Origin of the sequence: Acidovorax temperans (genome assembly GCF_006716905.1) — a bacterium.
Taxonomy (GTDB): Bacteria; Pseudomonadota; Gammaproteobacteria; order Burkholderiales; family Burkholderiaceae_C; genus Acidovorax; species Acidovorax temperans.
In genome coordinates this window covers 746,144-764,426 of the sequence record NZ_VFPV01000003.1, presented here as the reverse complement: position 1 = coordinate 764,426, position 18,283 = coordinate 746,144, and the positions used below count along the sequence as shown (strand labels likewise).

Below are 18,283 nucleotides of genomic sequence, written 5' to 3'. Positions count from 1 at the left end.
GCGCTATTTATTTGATAGCTGCTTGCGCTTTTTGAGTGAGCTTTTCAGTATCTTTTGACCTTGCAAAGCAGGCGATGAAAGCGCTGGCAGCTCCTGCTTTCATAGCAGCATATGGCTCAGAGCTGGCCTTCAGTCAGGGTGTCGAGCTGGAAATTGCCGCTCTTGTCCCACAGCCAGGTGTCGGTATAGGTCACCTTGCCCAGGCGGCTGGGCGTGGGGTAGGGGGCGGCAGCGCGCACGGTGCGTTCAATCTCGGCCACTACCTCGGGCGTGTGGCGGGGGGCGCGGGTCCAGTGCAGGCGGGCCACGCGGCCCTGGCGGTCAATGTCCACTTCCAGCACGCCAATGGCGTACAGCATGGGCGGCAGCTTGCCTTTGTAGATGCGATGCTGGTTGTGGCTGTAGAGGTGGCTGGCAGCGTCCTTGCGGTAGTCGCGCGGGGTGGCGGCGGCAGATGCCTTGGGTGCAGGCGTCGCGGCAGGGCCAGCTGCGGTGTCCCGGCTGGGCATTTTGCTGTCTTGTGCCGTGGGGGCCTGGGGCGGAGGCGACTTGCAGGCAGCCAGGGCGGCCATGGCGCTGGCCAGCAGCCAGCGCAACCAACTGGTACGGCTGCCTTGGGCGCGCGTGGCGCGCTGGGGTGGAATGGATGGCATGCTGGTGGGAGAGTCAGACAACTCGAAACGCAATTGCTGCGTGCGGTAACGCCGCGCGCAGCCTTCAAGGTGAAAGGGCCGATGTGACGGATGTAGGTTTGCTGGTGGCCGCGCTGAACAAGGGCGCAACCGCGTGGCTGGTGAGCGTGAAGTCTACCGAAGGCTCGGCCCCAAGGGAATCCGGGGCCTGGATGGCGGTGCTGGCCGACCGCGTGATCGGCACCATTGGCGGTGGCCACCTGGAGCACCAGGCCATGGCCGACGCGCGCCGCCGCCTGGCGGGCGACCCTGGCGAGCCGCAGGTGCGCTATGCCCTGGGCCCCGCCCTGGGTCAGTGCTGCGGCGGCGTGGTGCACCTGCGGTTTGAGGCGCTGGGCCCGGCCGATGCCGCCAGCCTGCCCGCCCGGCTGCAAGGCTCGCGCGTGCCCGTGGCCCTGTTTGGCGGCGGCCATGTGGGCCACGCCCTGGCGCGGGTGCTGGCGCCGCTGCCTTTTGCGCTGACGTGGATCGACAGCCGCGACGGCATATTCCCGCCCCATCCGCCCGAGGGCGTGGTCTGCGAGCATTCCGAGCCCGTGCACCTGGCCGTGCCCACGCTGCCAGCGGGCTCGTGCGTGCTCATCATGAGCTTCAGCCACGCTGAAGACCTGGACGTGGTGGCCGCGTGCCTGCGCCGCCAGCGGCAGCAGCAGGATTTGCCCTTCATCGGCCTGATTGGCAGCAAGACCAAGTGGGCCACCTTCTCGCACCGGCTGGCCGAGCGTGGCTTTAGCCCGGCCGAGCTGGCGCAGGTGAATTGCCCGATTGGCGTGCCCGGTATTCATGGCAAGCAGCCCGAGGTGATTGCCGTGGCGGTGGGTGCGCAATTGCTGCAGACCCTGACGCCGTAAGACCTGCGCCAGTGATCTGAAACGCATGGAATCTGGAACAATTCGTGCATGCACCTTCGGGTGTTGTCAGTAAGTTTTGGTCGCAGCGGTGCCCCGGCCCGCTGGCCCTTCCTGTATGGAGAGGCCAGCCAGCCAAGGTGCGCGACCTGTGTATTCTGCTCAGAGCGCCCGCAGTGGTGAGCAGGTTTGCAGCGCCATGCGCTGCCGAGGTTGAGATATGGAAAGCTACGTTCTCGACTGGGCCAACCTGCTGTTGCGCTGGGTCCACGTCATCACCGCCATCGCCTGGATTGGCTCGTCGTTCTATTTCGTCTTTTTGGACAGCAGCCTCACGCCGCCCGAAGACGAAGACCTCAAAAAGCAGGGCGTGAGCGGTGAGTTGTGGGCCGTGCACGGCGGCGGGTTCTACCACCCGGTCAAGTTCAATGTCTCGCCCCCGCAGTTGCCCAAGCACCTGCACTGGTTCTTTTGGGAGAGCTACAGCACCTGGCTCAGCGGCTTTGCACTGTTCACGGTGTCTTACCTCTACAGCGCCAGCACCTACCTCATCGACAAGTCGCGCATGGACTGGGCGCCCGCCACCGCCATCATCGTGGCGCTCGCCTTCTTCGTGGTGTTCTGGCTGCTGTACGACGCCATCTGCCGTATCTTTGGCCAGCGCAAGAACGGCGACGCCATCGTGGGCGCGCTGGTCTTCGTGCTGGTGTGCATTGCCGCCTGGCTGGCCTGCCACTGGTTTGCGGGCCGCGCGGCCTTTTTGCTGGTGGGCGCGATGATTGCCACGGCCATGAGCGCCAACGTGTTCTTCTGGATCATCCCCGGCCAGCGCACGGTGGTGGCGCAGATCAAGGCGGGGCAGCCAGTGGACCCCATCCACGGCAAGCGCGGCAAGCAGCGCAGTGTGCACAACACCTACTTCACGCTGCCGGTGCTGTTTGCCATGCTCAGCAACCACTACAGCTTCACCTGGAACCACCCGCAAAACTGGCTGGTGCTCATCCTGATGATGTTTGCGGGCGCGGCAATCCGCCAGTTCTTCGTGATGCGCCACGGCTACAAGCTGGGCCGCAATGGCAACCCGTTGCCGTACGCGCTGGTGGGCGTTGCCGTGATCGTGGGGGCCATGGTGTGGATGCGGCCTGCTCCTGTTTCAATAGCTGGCAGCGCAAGCGCTACAAGCGCTGCAGGCCAAAATGATGCAAAGGCTGATTTTGCTGCGGTGCGGGGCGTGCTGGAGCAGCGCTGCTACACCTGCCACGGCGCGCAGGTGCAGATGAAGAACCTGCGGCTGGACGAGCCGGCCCTGGTGCGGCAAAACGCCCAGGCCATCTACCAGCAGGTGGTGGTGCAAAAGCTGATGCCCATGAACAATGCCACGCAGATTACCGATGCTGAACGCGCGCTGATTGGCCGCTGGTTTGAGGCGGGGGCGCTGGTGCCTTGACGGGTGTTTTTCAGAGGCTGGCTGCGCTCACGCCACCAGCATGTTCAGGTCTGCGGCGGGCACATTCCGGTGTGCAGCACCAGGCCTGTGGCGGTTTGCTTGGCTTCGTGCTTGGCGGTGGCGGCCACGTTGGCCACTTCTTCCGCGTGGCGAAAGCGCCCCGGCGTGACGTGCACCGCACCCAGCGCCAAGGTGGTACATGGGAAGAACCGGCGCACGCCGTGCCGGTCTTCCGCATGGATGCCGCCAGAGCGCCGGGCTGATTCGTCGAACAAGGCCAGGGCTTCGCGCCCAAAGTCCTGGATGATGTTTTTGCAGCGCTGGCGCCAGTTGCTGCTCTGGAAGATGAGCATGAAATCGTCCCCACCCACATGGCCCACAAAGTCGCGCCGCGCATCGCAGTGCATGGTGGCCAGGCGCGCCACCAGCCGGATCATCTGGTCGCCGCGCCAGTAGCCGTAGTTGTCGTTGAAGGGCTTGAAGTGGTTCAGGTCGGCGTAGCAGGCCACGAACTCGGTGCCGTTGTCCAGCAGCCGCTGCATGTGCAGGCTGATGGGGATGTTGCCCGGCAAGAACGTGAGCGGGTTGGCGTGGCGGGCCGCTTCGATGCGCGTTTCGGTCACGGCGCGCACCAGTTGGTCGCCCGTGCCCAGGCCGATGTAGCGGCCGTTGTCCGTCACGATGTAGCCGTCGCTCAGGTAGCGCTGGTCTTGTGACGTGAGGATGCCCATGAGCTGCTCCACATCGCAGTCTTGCTCCACCACGCGCGGCGCGGTGTTGGCAAACGCCAGACAGGGCTTGCGCCCGTGCACCTCGCGGAAGTACAGCGTGGCGTAGTGGTTCATGAACTGCTGGCGGTTGATGAGGGCCACGGGCTGCGTGCCGTCCACCACGGCCAGGGCGTGCAGTTCGGTGCGTTCGTGGAACATCGCGGCCACTGCGTCATTGGTGGTGGTGGGGCTGACGGGCGGGGCCTGCACCACGCGCAGGCTGCGCAAGATGCTGGGGCGCGCGGTTTGCTCCAGGTGCGGCAGCACGGCCACCCGGCGGTCGTCCAGCACATCCAGGGCCGGGCCCTCGATGGCTTCACGCGCCATGGCTGCGGGCCGCCCCAGCAGCCAGCCCTGGCCGTAGGGAATGTCCAGGTCCCGCAGGGCGCGCAGGTCGTCCTGCGTTTCGATGCCTTCGGCAATCAGCGTGGTGCCAAATACATCGGCAATCCCTTTGATGGCTTGCAGCATCTGCAGGTTTTCGGGGCGGTCGCTGATCTCGCGGATGAAGTACTTGTCGATTTTCACGAAGTCCGGCTTCACTTCGGACCACAGGCGCAGGCTGGAGCGGCCATCGCCAAAGTCGTCCAGCGCCATGCGGGCGCCGCAGGCGTGCACGGCGTCAATGGCTTCGCGCAGCAGCGGCATGTTGGTCACGCGCTCGTGCTCGGTAATTTCCAGCACCAGCATCCGCGCGTTGAGGCCGCAGCTGCGCACCGCTTCGCCCAGCTTGCCCATGCCCACCATGCCCACACCGTGGACCAGGGCGTCAGCGCTGATGTTCACGAACAGGCGCCCTGGCGTGGCCTGGGCGCTCCACTGTTCCAGCGCGGTGAAAACGCAGAACAGCTCGAAATCCTGCAGCACGCCCTCGGTACGGGCCTGCGCCAGCAGGGCATCGGGTGCGTGCAAGAGGCTGCCGTGGGGGCCTCGGATCAGTGCTTCATGGGCATAGACGCTGCCCTCGCGCAGATCGGCAAGGGGCTGAAAAACGCAATGCAGCGCGCCATCGCGCATCAAGCTTGCCAGCGGGCCTGTGCCATGGCGTGCAGCGGGCGACAGTTGCGCCACCATCGCTTCCCGTCGGCTGCACTGTGTGTTTTGCATCGCTTGTGTTGAATCCCTGAGCAGGGGCTGACGATAGCGGCGGCTTGTGACAAGGTAGTTACAAGTGGCAAAAGAGGGATGAGGAGCCTTCACCAGGCTGCGGTGGGCGCTGTAGCTCCTGGTTTGCTATTAAATGTATAGCTGATTGCGCTTTTGTATTAAGCGCTGGATGCCAATTCGCCTTGTGTATTTGAGGGGTTGCCTTGTTGCAAAGTCACCCAAGAAAAAGGGGCCTGAAACAGGCCCCTTGGCACATCGTGATGGAGCAGACGAGCAGCCGCAGCGCGCTACCCGCCTATCCCAAGCCGCTTTAGAAACGGTGGCGAATGCCGACGCCAAAGCTGGTGCCAGAGGTTTGGTTGGTGATCTTGTCGCCCATGAACATGGCGTACACGTCGGTGCGCTTGGACAGGAAGTGGTCGTAGCCCACGGTGTAGGTCTTGCGGTCCACCTTGGTTTGCGACAGGTCGATCTTCACCCATTCGACGAGCACCTTGCCCGCGGGGCCCACGGGCACCGAGGCGCCCAGTTGCACGGTCTTGGCCTTGTTCGGGCTGTTGTCAGCCTTGGCCTGGCCGTAGCTCACAAAGGGCTTCACCACGCCGAAGTCGTAGGCGCCCAGCAGCATCCAGTCCTTCTTGGTGGTGCCCAGGTAGCTGCCTGCGCCGGGGTTGCTGATCTGGTCGCGTTCATAGAAGCCGGTCAGCGTCAGCGGGCCGCCAAAGTAGAAAGAAATTGGCACCCACGTTCTTCTTGCCGTTGTTGCCGGCCTGCTCGCCAAATTGGTACTGCAAGTTGGCTTTGAAACCGCCGATGTTGGGTGTGCTGTACACCAACTGGTTGCTCCAGCCCGTGTCAGACGGCGTGGTGGCGCCCCAGCCTGTGCCGTTGAACAGAGGCACGTTCATGTGCAGGATCAGGGGCGAAAAGGTGAACGAGTCGCCCAGCGGGTTGCCCACCACGGAAGGCAGGAAGTTGGGGGCCATCCAGCGGCCCAGAATCACCGAGCCAAAGCTGCCCGACAGGCTGACGTTGGCGTCGCGCGAGAAGAAGGTGTCGTTGGCGAAGCGGCCCTGGCTGCCAGCGTCTACCTTGATGAACGAGGTCAGCTGGAAGTTGGCCTTGAGGCCGCCGCCCAGGTCTTCCGTGCCCTTGAAGCCAAACCAGGATGTGGTGAAGCCACCGCTGTCGACCACCGACTTGCGGCCTGCATCGCCAGAGTTTTTGATGGAGCCGGCAAACACATCGACCACACCGGACACTTCAACCGAGCTTTGGGCATGGGCGCCGCCAGCGCACAGCAGCACGCCGCCCAGCGAAAGGGACAGTGCCAACAGGTTTTTTTTCATGGGTTCTCCTGGGTCGGGAAGGGTTGTAAACAAAGTCAAAAATGAATGCTTGGGAAGTTGCGCCATTGCGCTTTCAGCCGCTGTGGCGCTGCCGATGGCCGCGTGGTGGCGCACTTCGCTTGCATGCCATAAGGCTGAGCAAGTTTTGTGCCCCGGCTTTGCACCCCCGGCGGTTGCATCTTGTCACCTTTGGCCCCAGGGGGTAGCACCGCAAGAGGGCGCTATGCGCTGAATGCACAGGATTGAGCACGGGATGCACGTCCGCCAAAGGGGCCTGGCTGCGGGCTTTGAGCTAATCGGGGTAGGTTCCGCGCGGCTTTTGATCTTGCTCAAAGCCTTCTGCGGCCTGCGGCGGCACATTCAATCGCATGCTGCCATCCAACTTATTTTCCTTGCCCGTCCAGACGGAAGTATTTGCCGCCGGCGAAGTGCTGCGCAGGCGTAATGAGGTGCTCACCTCTGTGCTGCACCTGGAAAGCGGGAGGGTGCTGCGCGGCTTTTATGAAGAAGGCTACCTGCGGCACCAGTTGGGTGCGGTGGAAGGCCCGTTCTGGCTCGACGCTGCTTCGGCGTTGCTCGGTCTGCCCTTGCCGGTGGACATGGTGGCTGAAACGCGTGTGCAGTTGCGCCGGGTACCGATTGCGGAGTTCCGCCAAAGCTTGGCCGCCATGCCCGAAGGGGCGCGTGGCCTGCTGCTCGACATGGCGTCGGGCTATCGCCAGCAGTCTGAACTGGCCGTGAGCCGCCTGGCCCACGACGCGGAAACACGCTGTGCCCAGTGGTTGCTGAACCATGCCCAGCAGGATGCGTCCGGCACCATGCGCGTCACACTGCACCAGCGCAAGCGCCTGATTGCGGCGCAGCTGGGCATCGCCCCGGAAACCTTCTCGCGCGTACTTCGCCATCTGCGCGAGATGGGTCTTATCCACGGCACAGGCAATGTGCTGAACCTGCCGCAGCCTCTGGCGCTGCAAACCATGGCAGGTAGCTGACAACATTGCAGCACTGAATCGCTGAATCTTGAGGGACGAACGCGCTGGTTTTCAGCGCGTTTGCCATTGGCTGGCGGCTGTGTCTACACTGCGGCCATCCCCTGTCGGTGCCCTGCGTTGGGACCTTGCAAAGCCCAGTTGCCCTAAGGGTTTCTCCGTGTGATTTGATGAGGGTTCCACCCAAGCGTGGCCCTGGATGTACTGCGTATATTTGCTGGAAGCCTTGCTGCCATCACCAGCCTTTATGCCCAGCCTGCCACCTGACTACCCAGCCCATGTTATGCGCGCCACGGCTTGCGCAGGCAGGTTGGCGTGCGGTTGCGGCAGAGTGCTGTTGCTTATCTCTGCGGGCGCGCCATGACCCCACGCCCTGCTCCAGCACAGCCTTTCGAAGCTCCGTCCTGGCATATGCCCGGGCCTTGGGTGCTGCGCATGATTCTGGTGGCAGTGTGCGCCATGGTGCTGGCGGGGGCTGGCGCCGCGTGGCATGTGTCCCAGGTGTCGGGCCAAGAGGCGATGCTCCGTGTGGTGGCATGGCAGACCGACGAGGTCGAAGTGATTGCGCGCCTGCTGGCCAGCAAGATGGAGCAGAGCCAGAAGGTGTTGCGCACCATGGCTGCAGGTGTCACGCCGCGCATGCAGGATTCCAGTTTTTTTGACGACCAGCGGCAGTATCTTGCGCTGCCCGCCCTGGGCTTTTTTGATGCGGTGCAGGTGGTGGGCAGCGACGGTGCCATGCTGCTCAACCTGCGCGGGGGCCGGCCTGTGGCCGCAGCCTCACTGGAGCCTGCCGAACGCGATGTGCTGCGGCGCACCCTGGCCGATGGAAAGCCCCAGGTATCGGAGCTGGTGGCCGGCGGAACAGGCGACGCCCGGGTGACTTTCACCATGCCCATGCACCGGGAAGATGGCTCCGTGCTGGGGGCTGTGGGCGGTGCCCTCAAGCTGCAATCGCAAAGCCTGCTGCCGCCTTCCATGGCATTACCTGAAAGAGACGAATCCCGGCTGGTGGTGTTCTCGCGGGACGGAACCATCCTGTCGCATTCCGACCCGACCCGGGTGCTGGGCAATGTGCGGGACGAGGCGGGGTTGTCAGCGGTGTACGCACAGTGGCTGCAACAGGCCCAGCCGCTGGTGGGCCGGGGCATCACGCAGGTGATGCCCGACCACATCGTCAGCATGGCGGGCATGCCGCTGCCCCAGTGGGTGGTTGCCCGGGTCAGTTACTCGCGCGCATTGCTGGCGCCGCTGGCGGGTGCGCAACGCGATGCATGGTGGACCGTGGCCGGTGTCCTTGGCGCTGGCGCCGCGCTGCTGGTGCTGCTGCTGGGGTGGATGGCGCAACCCCTGGCCCGGCTGCGGCTGGCTGCACAGCAACTGCTGCAGGGCGACACCCAGGGGCCGGTGCAGTGGCCCCGGGTGCGGGGTGAAGTAGGTGACCTGGTCCAGGCGCTGGAGCGGCTGGCGCGCCAGGGCAGCCAGCATGCGGAGCAACAGTCTACGCTGGGCAGCCAGTTTCAGGCGATTCTGGACCACGCCTCGGTCGGTATCGTCATCACGCGCCACGGCGTGCTGGAGGTGGTGGGGCGGCAAACCTGCCTGATGCTGGGCTATACCCCTGCCGAACTGCAAGGCAAGCCCGCGCGCACCATCTACGCCTCTTCAGAGGAGTACGCCCGCGCTGGCGCCAGGGTGCAGGCCGAGTTTGCGGTGCACGGCGCGTTTGATGGCGACGTGTGCTTCATGCGCAAGGACGGCAGCCCCGTGTGGGCGCGCGTACAGGGGCGGGGCGTGGGGGCTGGGTCTATTGATGGCGGCACGGTGTGGATTCTGGAAGACATCACCGCGGCCCGCGAGGCGCAGCAGCAAAAGGCCTGGGAGACCGAGCACGATGCGCTGACCCAGCTGTTCAACCGTGCGGCGTTTGACGAGCGTCTGGGAGCCCTGCTGGCCGAGCGCGCCACCCGGCTGCGCGATGACGGTGCGGCGCCGCATGCTGCGGCTGCAGGCGAGTGCGTGGTGTTGTTCATGGACCTGGACCATTTCACCGTGGTGAATGACCTGGCGGGGCATGACGCGGGCGACGATGCGCTGCGCCACGTGGCGCGGCTGCTGGAATCGCAGGTGCGACAGCTGGGCTGGGCTGCCCGCGTGGGCGGCGACGAATTTGCCGTGGTGCTGCCAGGTTGCGCCTTGGCGCGAGGCCAGGCGGTGGCAGAGCAACTGCGCCAGGCGGTGCAGGCCTGGGCCCCGTCGTACCAGGGCAGCAGCTTCACCCTCAGCATGAGTATTGGTCTGGTGGCTCTGGACGCGTCCATGCAAGACGTGGCTTCCGTCTTGTACGCTGCCGACATGGCGTGCTACGACGCCAAGCGGGCGGGGCGCAACCGCGTACAGATGGGCCGCGCCCGCGAAGCGTCTGCGTCAGGGCGTGTGGCGCTGGGCCCGGCCTGACCCGCCATCCGCTAACTCCGTCACCCCAAGCGCCCCAGCGCCCTCAGCACGTTCTCGGCCGTGGCAGGGGCCGTCAACACCACCGGCTTTGCTGGCGCTTCGCCACTGCGCCCCGCGGCGATGGCGTTGCGCAGCGCTTCATACACACTGATCGCCAGCATGAAGGGCGGTTCGCCCACCGCCTTGCTGCCGCCCACGTTGTCTTCGCGGTTGGCCTCGGGCCACAGCGCCACCTTGAAGTGCTCGGGAATGTCGCCCGTGGCTGGAATCTTGTAGGTGCTGGGGGCGTGGGTCGATAGGTAGCCCTTGTCGTTCCACACCAGTTGCTCGGTGGTGAGCCAGCCCATGCCCTGCACGAAGCCGCCCTCGATCTGCCCCACGTCGATGGCCGGGTTGATGCTGTGCCCCACGTCGTGGAGGATGTCTACCTTCAGCACGCGGCTCTCGCCCGTCAGGGTGTCGATCACTACCTCAGAGCAGGCTGCGCCGTAGCTGAAGTAGTAGAACGGCCGGCCGGTAAGGGTGGCCTTGTCGTAGTGGATTTTGGGCGTGCGATAAAAGCCGTCGCTCCACAGCTGGATGCGGTTGGCGTACGCCTCTTTCACCACGGCGTCAAAGCTGCGCACGGTTTTGGGCGAGATGACCTGCCCGCCCACAAAACGGATGGCCCCGGCGCCGCAGCCGTCCAGCCCGCACACGAACGATGCCAGGTTGTCGCGCACATTGCGCGCGGCATATTGGGCGGCGCGGCCATTCAGGTCGGTGCCGCTGCTGGCCGCGGTGGCGCTGGCGTTGGGCACCTTGCTGGTGTCGCTGGCGGTCACCAGCACACGGTGCAGCGGCACGCCCAGCTCATCGGCCACGATCTGCGCCACCTTGGTGTGCAGGCCCTGGCCCATTTCGGTGCCGCCGTGGTTCACCTGTACGCTGCCATCGGTGTACACATGCACCAGCGCGCCTGCCTGGTTGAACAGCGTGGCCGTGAAGCTGATGCCGAACTTGACCGGGGTGATGGCGATGCCGCGCTTGAGCACCGCGCTTTGCGCGTTCCACGCAGCAATGTCGGCCTGGCGCTGGCGGTAGCGGGCGATCTGCTCCAGCTGCGGCAGCAGCGCATGCAGGATGTTGTCTTCCACCGCCATCTGGTAGTGGGTGACATTGCGGCCCTCGCTGGCATCGCGCCCGTACAGGTTGGCCAGGCGCACGTCTTGCGCGTCGCGGCCCAGGGCACGGGCGATATCGCCCAGGATGGCTTCGATGACGATGACGCCCTGCGGGCCGCCAAAGCCTCGGAACGCTGTGTGGCTCTGGGTGTTCGTCTTGCAGCGGTATGAGGCAATCTCCACATCGCTCAGGAAATACGCGTTGTCGGCATGGAACACGGCCCGGTCGGCCACGGGGCCGGACAGGTCGGCGCTGAAGCCGCAGTTGGCAGCCATTTGCAGCTTCAGGCCCGTGATACGGCCGGTGTCGTCAAAGCCCACGTCGTACTCGTACGCAAACGGGTGGCGCTTGCCGGTGACCATGAAGTCCTCGTCCCGATCCAGCCGCAGTTTGACGGGGCGGCCCAGCTTGTTCGCGGCCACGGCGGCCCACACGGCTAGGTGTCCGGCCTGGGTCTCTTTGCCGCCAAAGCCGCCGCCCAGGCGGCGGCACTCCACCTTGACCGCATGGTTATCAATGCCCAGCGCGTGGGCTACCCAGTGCTGCACTTCGCCCGGGTGCTGGGTGCTGGAGTAGATCCACCACTGTTTTTGCTCCAGCGGCAGGGCATAGGCGATCTGGCCTTCCAGATAGAAGTGCTCTTGGCCGCCGACTTCGAACGCGCCTTGCAGGCGGTGTGCCGATTGCGCGAGGCCTGTGGCCGCATCGCCCCGGCGCACAAACACCGGCGGCAGCACATAGCTTTGTGCCTGCAGTGCGTCTTGCACCGTCAGCACAGCGGGCAGGGGCGTGATGTCGAGCTTGACGGCGCGCACGGCGCGGCGCGCCTGCATCACCGAATCGGCTACCACCAGGCCAATGACCTGGCCCATGTGCTGCACGGTGGTGTGTGCAAACACGGGCTCGTCGTGCCCGAATGCGGCCAGGATCTTGTCGCCGGGCACGTCGGCTGCCAGCACCACGCCGCGCACACCGGGCAGGGCCAGGGCCGCGCTGGCATCCACGCCGTTGAGCGTGCCGTGGGCCACGGTGGAGAGGATGGGCGCGGCGTACAGCGTGCCTTTCACCTCGGGCAGGTCGTCGATGTAGTGCGCAGCGCCCGCCACTTGGGCGCGGGCGCTTTCGTGGAAGTGTGATTGCCCCATGGCAGCGCGTGCGGGGGCGGGCAGGGCGGTCTCGGGCACGGTGTGGTCGGTGGTAGGTTTCACAGCACGTCCTCCAAGTGGGTCGCCTGCAGTTGCGCGATGCTGGCCGGGGCGCCGCCGCCCTGGCTTTCCAGCCAAAAGCGCTGCAGCAGGTTGCCCAGCACCGTGCGGCGATAGTCGCCACTGGCGCGCATGTCGGAGATGGGGCTGAACTCGGCCTGCAGCACGCGCATGGCTTGCTGCACGGTGGCCTCGGTCCAGGGCTGGCCTTGCAGCGCGGCTTCGGTTTGCTGTGCACGCACCGGGGTGGCCGCCACGCCCCCTGCGCCGATGCTGGCGCGCTGCACCGTGCCGTCTGCGATGTCGAGGTTGAGCACCAGGCAAACCGCAGAGATGTCGTCGTCAAAGCGCTTGGAAATTTTGTATGCCTTGAGCTGTTCGGAGGAGGCGGGTTTGGACACCACGATGCGCACGAGCAATTCGTCGGGCGCCATCACGTTCTGACGGTAGCCGGTGTACAGGGCTTCCAGGGGCAGCGCGCGCTCGCCCCGCGCCTGGCTGGCCAGCACCACCTGGGCACGCAGCGCGATCAGTAAGGGCATGGAGTCGCCAATCGGCGATCCGTTGGCCACATTGCCCCCCAGCGTGCCCGAGTTGCGCACGGGCAGGCCTGCAAAGCGGTGGGCAAACTCGGCCAGGCTGGGCCACTGGGCGGTGAGCCGGGCAAACACCTCGGTCAGCGTCACGGCGGCGCCGATGGCGATGTGCTCAGGGGTGTCGTCGATGCGGCGCAGCTCGGCGGCGCGGGTCACATCCAGCACCTGGGCCAACTGGCGGTGTTGCTTGCTCACCCACGGGCCCACGTCGGTGGCGCCTGCCACCACCTGTGCCTGGGGGTGGGCAGCGCGGACGGCCAGCAGTTCGGCTTGGGTGGCGGGGGCGATGTAAGCCAAATTGGCCTCTGGCGCTTGTGGGGTAAGCGCAAGCAGCTCTAATTTTTGTAGCAAATCGGCTTCGTTCACCGCCATCGGGGGCAGCTGGGCCATTTGCTGGGCGGCGTCCAGAATAGGGCGGTAGCCTGTGCAGCGGCACAGGTTTCCTGAAAGGTCTTGCTGTGCCTGTGCGCGCGAGATGCTCTGACCCTTGCACACCCGGTTTTGGTACATGCCAAACAGGCTCATCACAAAACCGGGGGTGCAGAAGCCGCACTGAGAGCCGTGGCACTGCACCATCGCCTCTTGCGCTGGATGCAGTGCGCTGTGATGCGTGGTTTGGTCTGCGGGCTGCGTCGATGTGGCCACCGGCTGGATCAGCGGGTCTTCGGCCAGATCTTCCGCCGTCCACAGCGCCATCCCGTCAATCGAATGGGCCAGGCGGATGCAGCTGTTGACGGCGCTGTAGCGCAGCTTGCCGTGGCCATCGGGCTCGCCCAGCACCACGGTGCAGGCGCCGCAGTCGCCTTCGCCGCAGCCTTCCTTGGTGCCGGTGCAGCCCAGGTCCTCGCGCAGCACCTCCAGCAAGGTGCGGTCGGGTGGTACATTGCCCAGCGCCACGGGCTGGCCTCGGCGCAGGAATTGCAAGGGTCTTGTGGTCATGACAAACGCTTCTTTGATCTTTGAAGGCCCCGCAGAGGGTAGAACGCAGCGCCACCATCGGCATACGCGCAAGCTTATGACAGCCATGCCCCTACCGCTATGAGAGACCAAGCCCTTTTCGACAAGATAGACCTCCATCTCATAAGGGTCTTGCACACCGTGCTTACTGAACGCAGCGTATCGAGGGCCGCCGTCCGCCTGGGCATGCACCAGCCAGCGGTGTCGGCCGCGCTCAAGCGCTTGCGCGACCTGGCGGGCGACCCGCTGCTGGTGCGATCAGGCGCCAGCATGATGCCTACCGACGCTGCCCTGCGCATGGTGGAGCCCGCCGCGCTGATCCTGCGCTCGGCCGAGGCACTGTTTTCTGACGCACGGGGTTTTGACCCGCGCACGGCCACCCGAACCTTCCGTGTGGCGGCCAGCGACTATCTGGACCCGCTCTTCCTGCCCCAGCTGGTGGCCCGTATCAAGGCCCAAGCCCCCCTGTGCCCGATTGAAATCCTGCCCCTGTCGGCCGATGCGCATTACCACGCCCACCTGGCCCAGGGCGATGTGGATGTGGTGATTGGCAACTGGCCCCAGCCGCCGGATGACCTGCACATGGGCCGCCTGTTTGGCGACGAGGTGGTTTGCCTGGTCAGCCAGGACCACCCCGCCGTGCGCCGGGGCTGGACCGAGGCCGACTGGCTGGCCGCCGAGCACATCGCCCCCACGCCCACCCACCCCGGCGCGCGTGGTGTGATCGATGCACACCTGGACAGCCTGGGCCTTTCGCGCAACATCACCGCGCGGTGCGCGCATTTCAGCGCCATTCCGCACATCGTGGCTTCCAGCCTGCTGGTCTTGACCACCGGGCGCCAGTTTTGCGAACGGTTCACAGCGCAGCTGCCGCTGGCCATCCTGCCCAGCCCGGTGGCGTTTCCAAGATTGATGTATTACCAGCTGTGGCATGCACGCACCCACCACTCGGCTGCGGCCATCTGGTTGCGGGATACGGTCAAGTCCGTCGCCGCGTCGCTACGAAAAGAATAGCTGCTTGCGCACGCTGACAAAGCCGCAAGGCAAGATTTGCCCCTATACGCCCAGAGATAACAAGTTGTAATTCTGAGAGACAATCCCCGCATGAGTTCTCCCCCCATTCCTTCAGCGCCTGGTGCGGCGCCGCCACGGCTGCAGCTGGCGGGCATCACCAAGCGCTACCCGGCCGTGGTGGCCAACAGCGGTGTGTCGCTGACGGTGCAGCCCGGCGAAATCCACGCCGTGCTGGGCGAAAACGGCGCGGGCAAGTCCACGCTGATGAAAATCATCTACGGCTCGGTCAAGCCCGACGAAGGCAGCGTGCACTTCAACGGCCAAGCCGTGCAGGTGCGCAACCCGCAAGAGGCACGGGCTTTGGGCATTGCCATGGTGTTCCAGCATTTCAGCCTGTTCGACACCCTCACGGTGGCCGAAAACGTATGGCTGGGCCTGGACAAGAGCCAGACGCTGGCCGAAGTGACCAGCCGCATCACCGCCAAGGCCGCCGAATACGGCCTCGACATCGACCCCCTGCGCCCTGTGCACACCTTGAGTGTGGGCGAGATGCAGCGCGTGGAAATCATCCGTGCCCTGCTCACCAACCCCAAGCTGCTGATCCTGGACGAGCCCACTTCGGTGCTCACGCCCCAGGCAGTGGAAAAGCTCTTTGTGGTGCTGCGCAAGCTCGCCAGCGAGGGCTGCAGCATCCTCTACATCAGCCACAAGCTGCACGAAATTCGCGCGCTGTGCACCGGTTGCACCGTGCTCCGGGGCGGCAAGGTCACCGGGGTGTGTAACCCTGCGGAAGAAACCAACGCCTCCCTGTCGCGCCTGATGATTGGCGCCGAGCCGCCTGCGCTGGAGCACCGCCCGGCGCAAGCCGGTGCCACGGTGCTGCGGGTGCAAAACCTGTCGTTGCCGCGCGCGGACCAGTTTGGCGTGGACTTGATCGATGTGGAGTTTGAGGTCAAGGCGGGCGAAGTGGTGGGCATTGCCGGGGTGTCGGGCAATGGGCAGAAGGAGCTGCTGTACGCACTGTCTGGCGAAGACCAGCGGGCCGATGCGGCCAGCGTCCAGGTCGCAGGCCAGAACGCGGGGCGCATGGGTCCTGCCCAGCGCCGCGCTTTGGGCCTGCACTTTGTGCCCGAGGAGCGCCTGGGCCGTGGCGCCGTGCCCACCATGGGCTTGGCGCACAACCTGCTGCTCACGCGCACTGACTCGGTCAGCGGCAGCGGCTGGATCAAGGTCGGGGCGTTGCAAAAGCACGCTGAGGACATCATCCGGCGCTTCAATGTGAAGGCCGGTGGCCCCCATGCCGCGGCCAAGTCGCTGTCGGGCGGTAACTTGCAAAAGTTCATCGTGGGGCGCGAGATCGACGCCAATCCCCAATTGCTCATCGTCTCGCAGCCCACTTGGGGCGTGGACGTGGGCGCGGCTGCGCAGATTCGCGGCTCGATTCTGGCGCTGCGCGATGCGGGCTGCGCCGTGCTGGTGGTGAGTGAGGAGCTGGACGAATTGTTTGAAATCTGCGACCGGCTGCATGTGGTGGCCAAGGGGCATTTGTCGCCCTCCGTGCCGCGTGCTGAGGCCACGGTGGAGCGCATTGGCGAGTGGATGAGCGGCCTGTGGCATGCCGATGTGCAAGCCCATCTGGCGCAGTCTGCGCAGCAGGCTACAGAGAAGGGGGCTCAGCATGTTTAAGCTGGAACCGCGCCCCCAGGCTTCTCGCCTGTGGACTTACGGCTCGCCGCTGCTCGCGTTGGCCGTGACGGTGCTCATCGGTATCGCCCTGTTCATGGCGCTGGGCAAAGACCCGGTGCGGGGCTTGCAGGTGTTCTTCTGGGAGCCGATCAAGTCGCAGTACGCCTTGGGCGAGCTCATGGTCAAGGCCACGCCGCTGCTGCTCATTGCGCTGGGGCTGGCCGTGTGCTTTCGCTCCAATGTGTGGAACATTGGCGCCGAGGGGCAGTTTGTGATCGGCGCAGTGGTGGCGGGCGGCGTGGCGCTGCTGGCGGATAAGACCACCGGGCCGTGGATCGTGCCCGCCATCTTGCTGGCCGGGGTGCTGGGCGGCATGGCGTGGGCGGGGCTCACGGCGCTGCTGCGCGACAAGTTCAATGCCAATGAAATCCTGGTCAGCCTGATGCTGGTCTACGTGGCTACGCTGGTGCTGGGTTACTTGGTCTATGGCCCGTGGAAGGACCCCATGGGCTACAACTTTCCGCAGACCAAAACGTTTGAAAAAGTCACGCAGATTCCCCGGCTGATGCAGGGTTCGCGCGTGTCCATCGGGTTGCTGCTGGCACTGGCTGGGGCGGCGGCGCTGTGGGTGTTTCTGTTCCGCACGCGGGCGGGCTTTGCCCAGCAGGTGGGCGGGCTGGCTCCGGCGGCTGCGCGCTATGCAGGCTTTTCATCGCGCCGTGCGCTGTGGACTGCGCTGCTGATTTCGGGCGGCGCAGCGGGCCTGGCGGGTGCGCTGGAAGTGGCTGGTCCCATTGGCCAGCTCACGCCCTACGTGCCTGCAGGCTATGGCTTCGCAGCCATCATCGTCGCCTTTGTGGGGCGCCTGCACCCTGTGGGCATGATCCTATCGGCCATTTTGATGAGCATGTTCTACATCGGCGGTGAACTGGCGCAGTCGCGCCTGGGTCTGCCCAAATCGCTCACGGGCGTATTCCAGGGGCTGCTGCTGTTCACGCTACTGGCTTGCGACACATTGATTGCCTACCGCATCCGCTGGGTGGCCGCGAAGGGAGGCAAGTGATGGAATCGTATGCACTGCTGATCGGCGCTACGCTGAGTGCGGGCACCGTGCTGGCCATTGCGGCCCTGGGCCTGCTCATCAACGAAAAGGCGGGCATCGTCAACCTGGGGGCTGAAGGCATGATGCTCTGCGCCGCCATCGCAGGCTTTGCCACCGTGGTGCACACGGGCAACACTTGGCTGGGCTTTGCTGCAGGCATGGCCGCGGGGGCATTGCTGGCGGCCATCTTCGGTGTGCTGGTCATCTGGCTCAACACCAACCAGTACGCCACGGGGCTGGCGCTGAGCCTGTTTGGCGTCGGCTTCTCAGCGTTTGCAGGTATCAGTTATGTGCAGGCCAAGTTGCCTGAGTTGCCCAAGTACGCCATTCCCGTGCTGGGAGATCTTCCGCTGGTAGGGCCTGCGCTGTTTCAGCAGCACCCGCTGGTGTACCTCACCATGCTGCTGGTGCTGGCGCTGGTGTGGTTCCTGTATCGGTCGCGCGCCGGTTTGGTGCTGCGCTCGGTGGGCGAGTCGCCCGAGTCTGCCCACGCGCTGGGCTACCCCGTGCGCCGCATCCGGCTGCTGGCTGTGGTGGCGGGCGGGGCACTGTGCGGGCTGGCCGGGGCTTACATCTCCACCGTCTACACCCCGCTGTGGGTGGAGGGCATGGTGGCCGGGCGCGGCTGGATTGCGCTGGCCCTCACCACCTTTGCCACCTGGCGCCCGGCACGGGTATTGCTTGGTGCGTATCTGTTTGGTGGGGTGACGATGCTGCAGTTCCATTTGCAGGCCACGGGCGTGCAGGTGGCCAGCCAGTTGCTGAGCATGCTGCCCTACCTGGCCACCATCGTGGTGCTGGCTCTGATCTCACGCAACCCCACCTGGATTCGTGTGAACATGCCCGCGTCTCTCGGCAAGCCGTTTTACCCCGGCTCATAATGGCTGTTTTTCGTTTTTC

At 65.2% G+C, this 18,283-nt stretch carries 12 protein-coding genes and 1 pseudogene; 8 read left to right on the top strand and 5 right to left on the bottom strand.

Annotated elements, in window-relative coordinates:
- Window positions 1–116: 116 nt before the first annotated feature.
- Window positions 117–584: a hypothetical protein gene (locus BDD18_RS18365; protein ID WP_142085075.1), complete on the bottom strand. Its 468-nt coding sequence runs from the start codon at window positions 582–584 to the stop codon at window positions 117–119.
- A gap of 152 nt (window positions 585–736) precedes the next feature.
- Between BDD18_RS18365 and xdhC the strand changes: the two genes are divergently transcribed.
- Together xdhC and BDD18_RS18355 are read left to right on the top strand one after the other, a co-directional pair.
- Window positions 737–1,543 (top strand): xanthine dehydrogenase accessory protein XdhC, encoded by an 807-nt coding sequence (xdhC, locus tag BDD18_RS18360; RefSeq protein WP_142084971.1) that lies wholly within the window; start codon window positions 737–739, stop codon window positions 1,541–1,543.
- 217 nt (window positions 1,544–1,760) lie between these two features.
- Window positions 1,761–2,987, top strand: a complete 1,227-nt coding sequence (locus BDD18_RS18355) for a urate hydroxylase PuuD (RefSeq protein ID WP_142084968.1) — start codon at window positions 1,761–1,763, stop codon at window positions 2,985–2,987.
- 44 nt (window positions 2,988–3,031) lie between these two features.
- Here the strand turns inward: BDD18_RS18355 and BDD18_RS18350 are convergent, their stop codons facing one another.
- Window positions 3,032–4,864: an EAL domain-containing protein gene (locus tag BDD18_RS18350; protein WP_244939141.1), complete on the bottom strand. Its 1,833-nt coding sequence runs from the start codon at window positions 4,862–4,864 to the stop codon at window positions 3,032–3,034.
- A 310-nt stretch (window positions 4,865–5,174) separates the two neighbouring features.
- Window positions 5,175–6,213, bottom strand: a pseudogene (locus tag BDD18_RS18345) (porin).
- Window positions 6,214–6,581: 368 nt separating this feature from the next.
- On the opposite strand from BDD18_RS18345, the gene BDD18_RS18340 reads away from it, so the two are divergent.
- Together BDD18_RS18340 and BDD18_RS18335 are read left to right on the top strand one after the other, a co-directional pair.
- Window positions 6,582–7,205, top strand: a complete 624-nt coding sequence (locus BDD18_RS18340; RefSeq protein WP_044398896.1) for a Crp/Fnr family transcriptional regulator — start codon at window positions 6,582–6,584, stop codon at window positions 7,203–7,205.
- A gap of 357 nt (window positions 7,206–7,562) precedes the next feature.
- Entirely contained in the window at window positions 7,563–9,659 is a 2,097-nt protein-coding gene (locus tag BDD18_RS18335) for a sensor domain-containing diguanylate cyclase (RefSeq protein WP_244939140.1), read from the top strand.
- Window positions 9,660–9,679: 20 nt separating this feature from the next.
- Here BDD18_RS18335 and xdhB read toward each other — a convergent pair whose 3' ends face one another.
- Together xdhB and xdhA are read right to left on the bottom strand one after the other, a co-directional pair.
- Window positions 9,680–11,968 (bottom strand): xanthine dehydrogenase molybdopterin binding subunit, encoded by a 2,289-nt coding sequence (gene xdhB / locus BDD18_RS18330; RefSeq protein WP_142085068.1) that lies wholly within the window; start codon window positions 11,966–11,968, stop codon window positions 9,680–9,682.
- A 59-nt stretch (window positions 11,969–12,027) separates the two neighbouring features.
- The gene (gene xdhA, locus BDD18_RS18325; RefSeq protein ID WP_142084966.1) at window positions 12,028–13,563 is read right to left on the bottom strand and encodes a xanthine dehydrogenase small subunit; all 1,536 of its coding nucleotides are present in this window, start codon (window positions 13,561–13,563) and stop codon (window positions 12,028–12,030) included.
- A 99-nt stretch (window positions 13,564–13,662) separates the two neighbouring features.
- Between xdhA and BDD18_RS18320 the strand changes: the two genes are divergently transcribed.
- From BDD18_RS18320 to BDD18_RS18305, 4 genes are all read left to right on the top strand, one after another.
- Window positions 13,663–14,595 (top strand): LysR family transcriptional regulator, encoded by a 933-nt coding sequence (locus BDD18_RS18320; protein WP_142084964.1) that lies wholly within the window; start codon window positions 13,663–13,665, stop codon window positions 14,593–14,595.
- Between the two features lie 90 nt (window positions 14,596–14,685).
- Window positions 14,686–16,281, top strand: coding sequence for an ABC transporter ATP-binding protein (locus tag BDD18_RS18315; protein WP_142084962.1), 1,596 nt, complete (start codon window positions 14,686–14,688; stop codon window positions 16,279–16,281).
- Entirely contained in the window at window positions 16,274–17,344 is a 1,071-nt protein-coding gene (locus BDD18_RS18310) for an ABC transporter permease (protein ID WP_142084960.1), read from the top strand. Before BDD18_RS18315 ends, BDD18_RS18310 begins: the two co-directional genes overlap by 8 nt.
- Entirely contained in the window at window positions 17,344–18,264 is a 921-nt protein-coding gene (locus tag BDD18_RS18305) for an ABC transporter permease (protein ID WP_142084958.1), read from the top strand. The genes BDD18_RS18310 and BDD18_RS18305 overlap by 1 nt, the downstream gene beginning before the upstream one ends.
- Window positions 18,265–18,283: the final 19 nt, after the last annotated feature.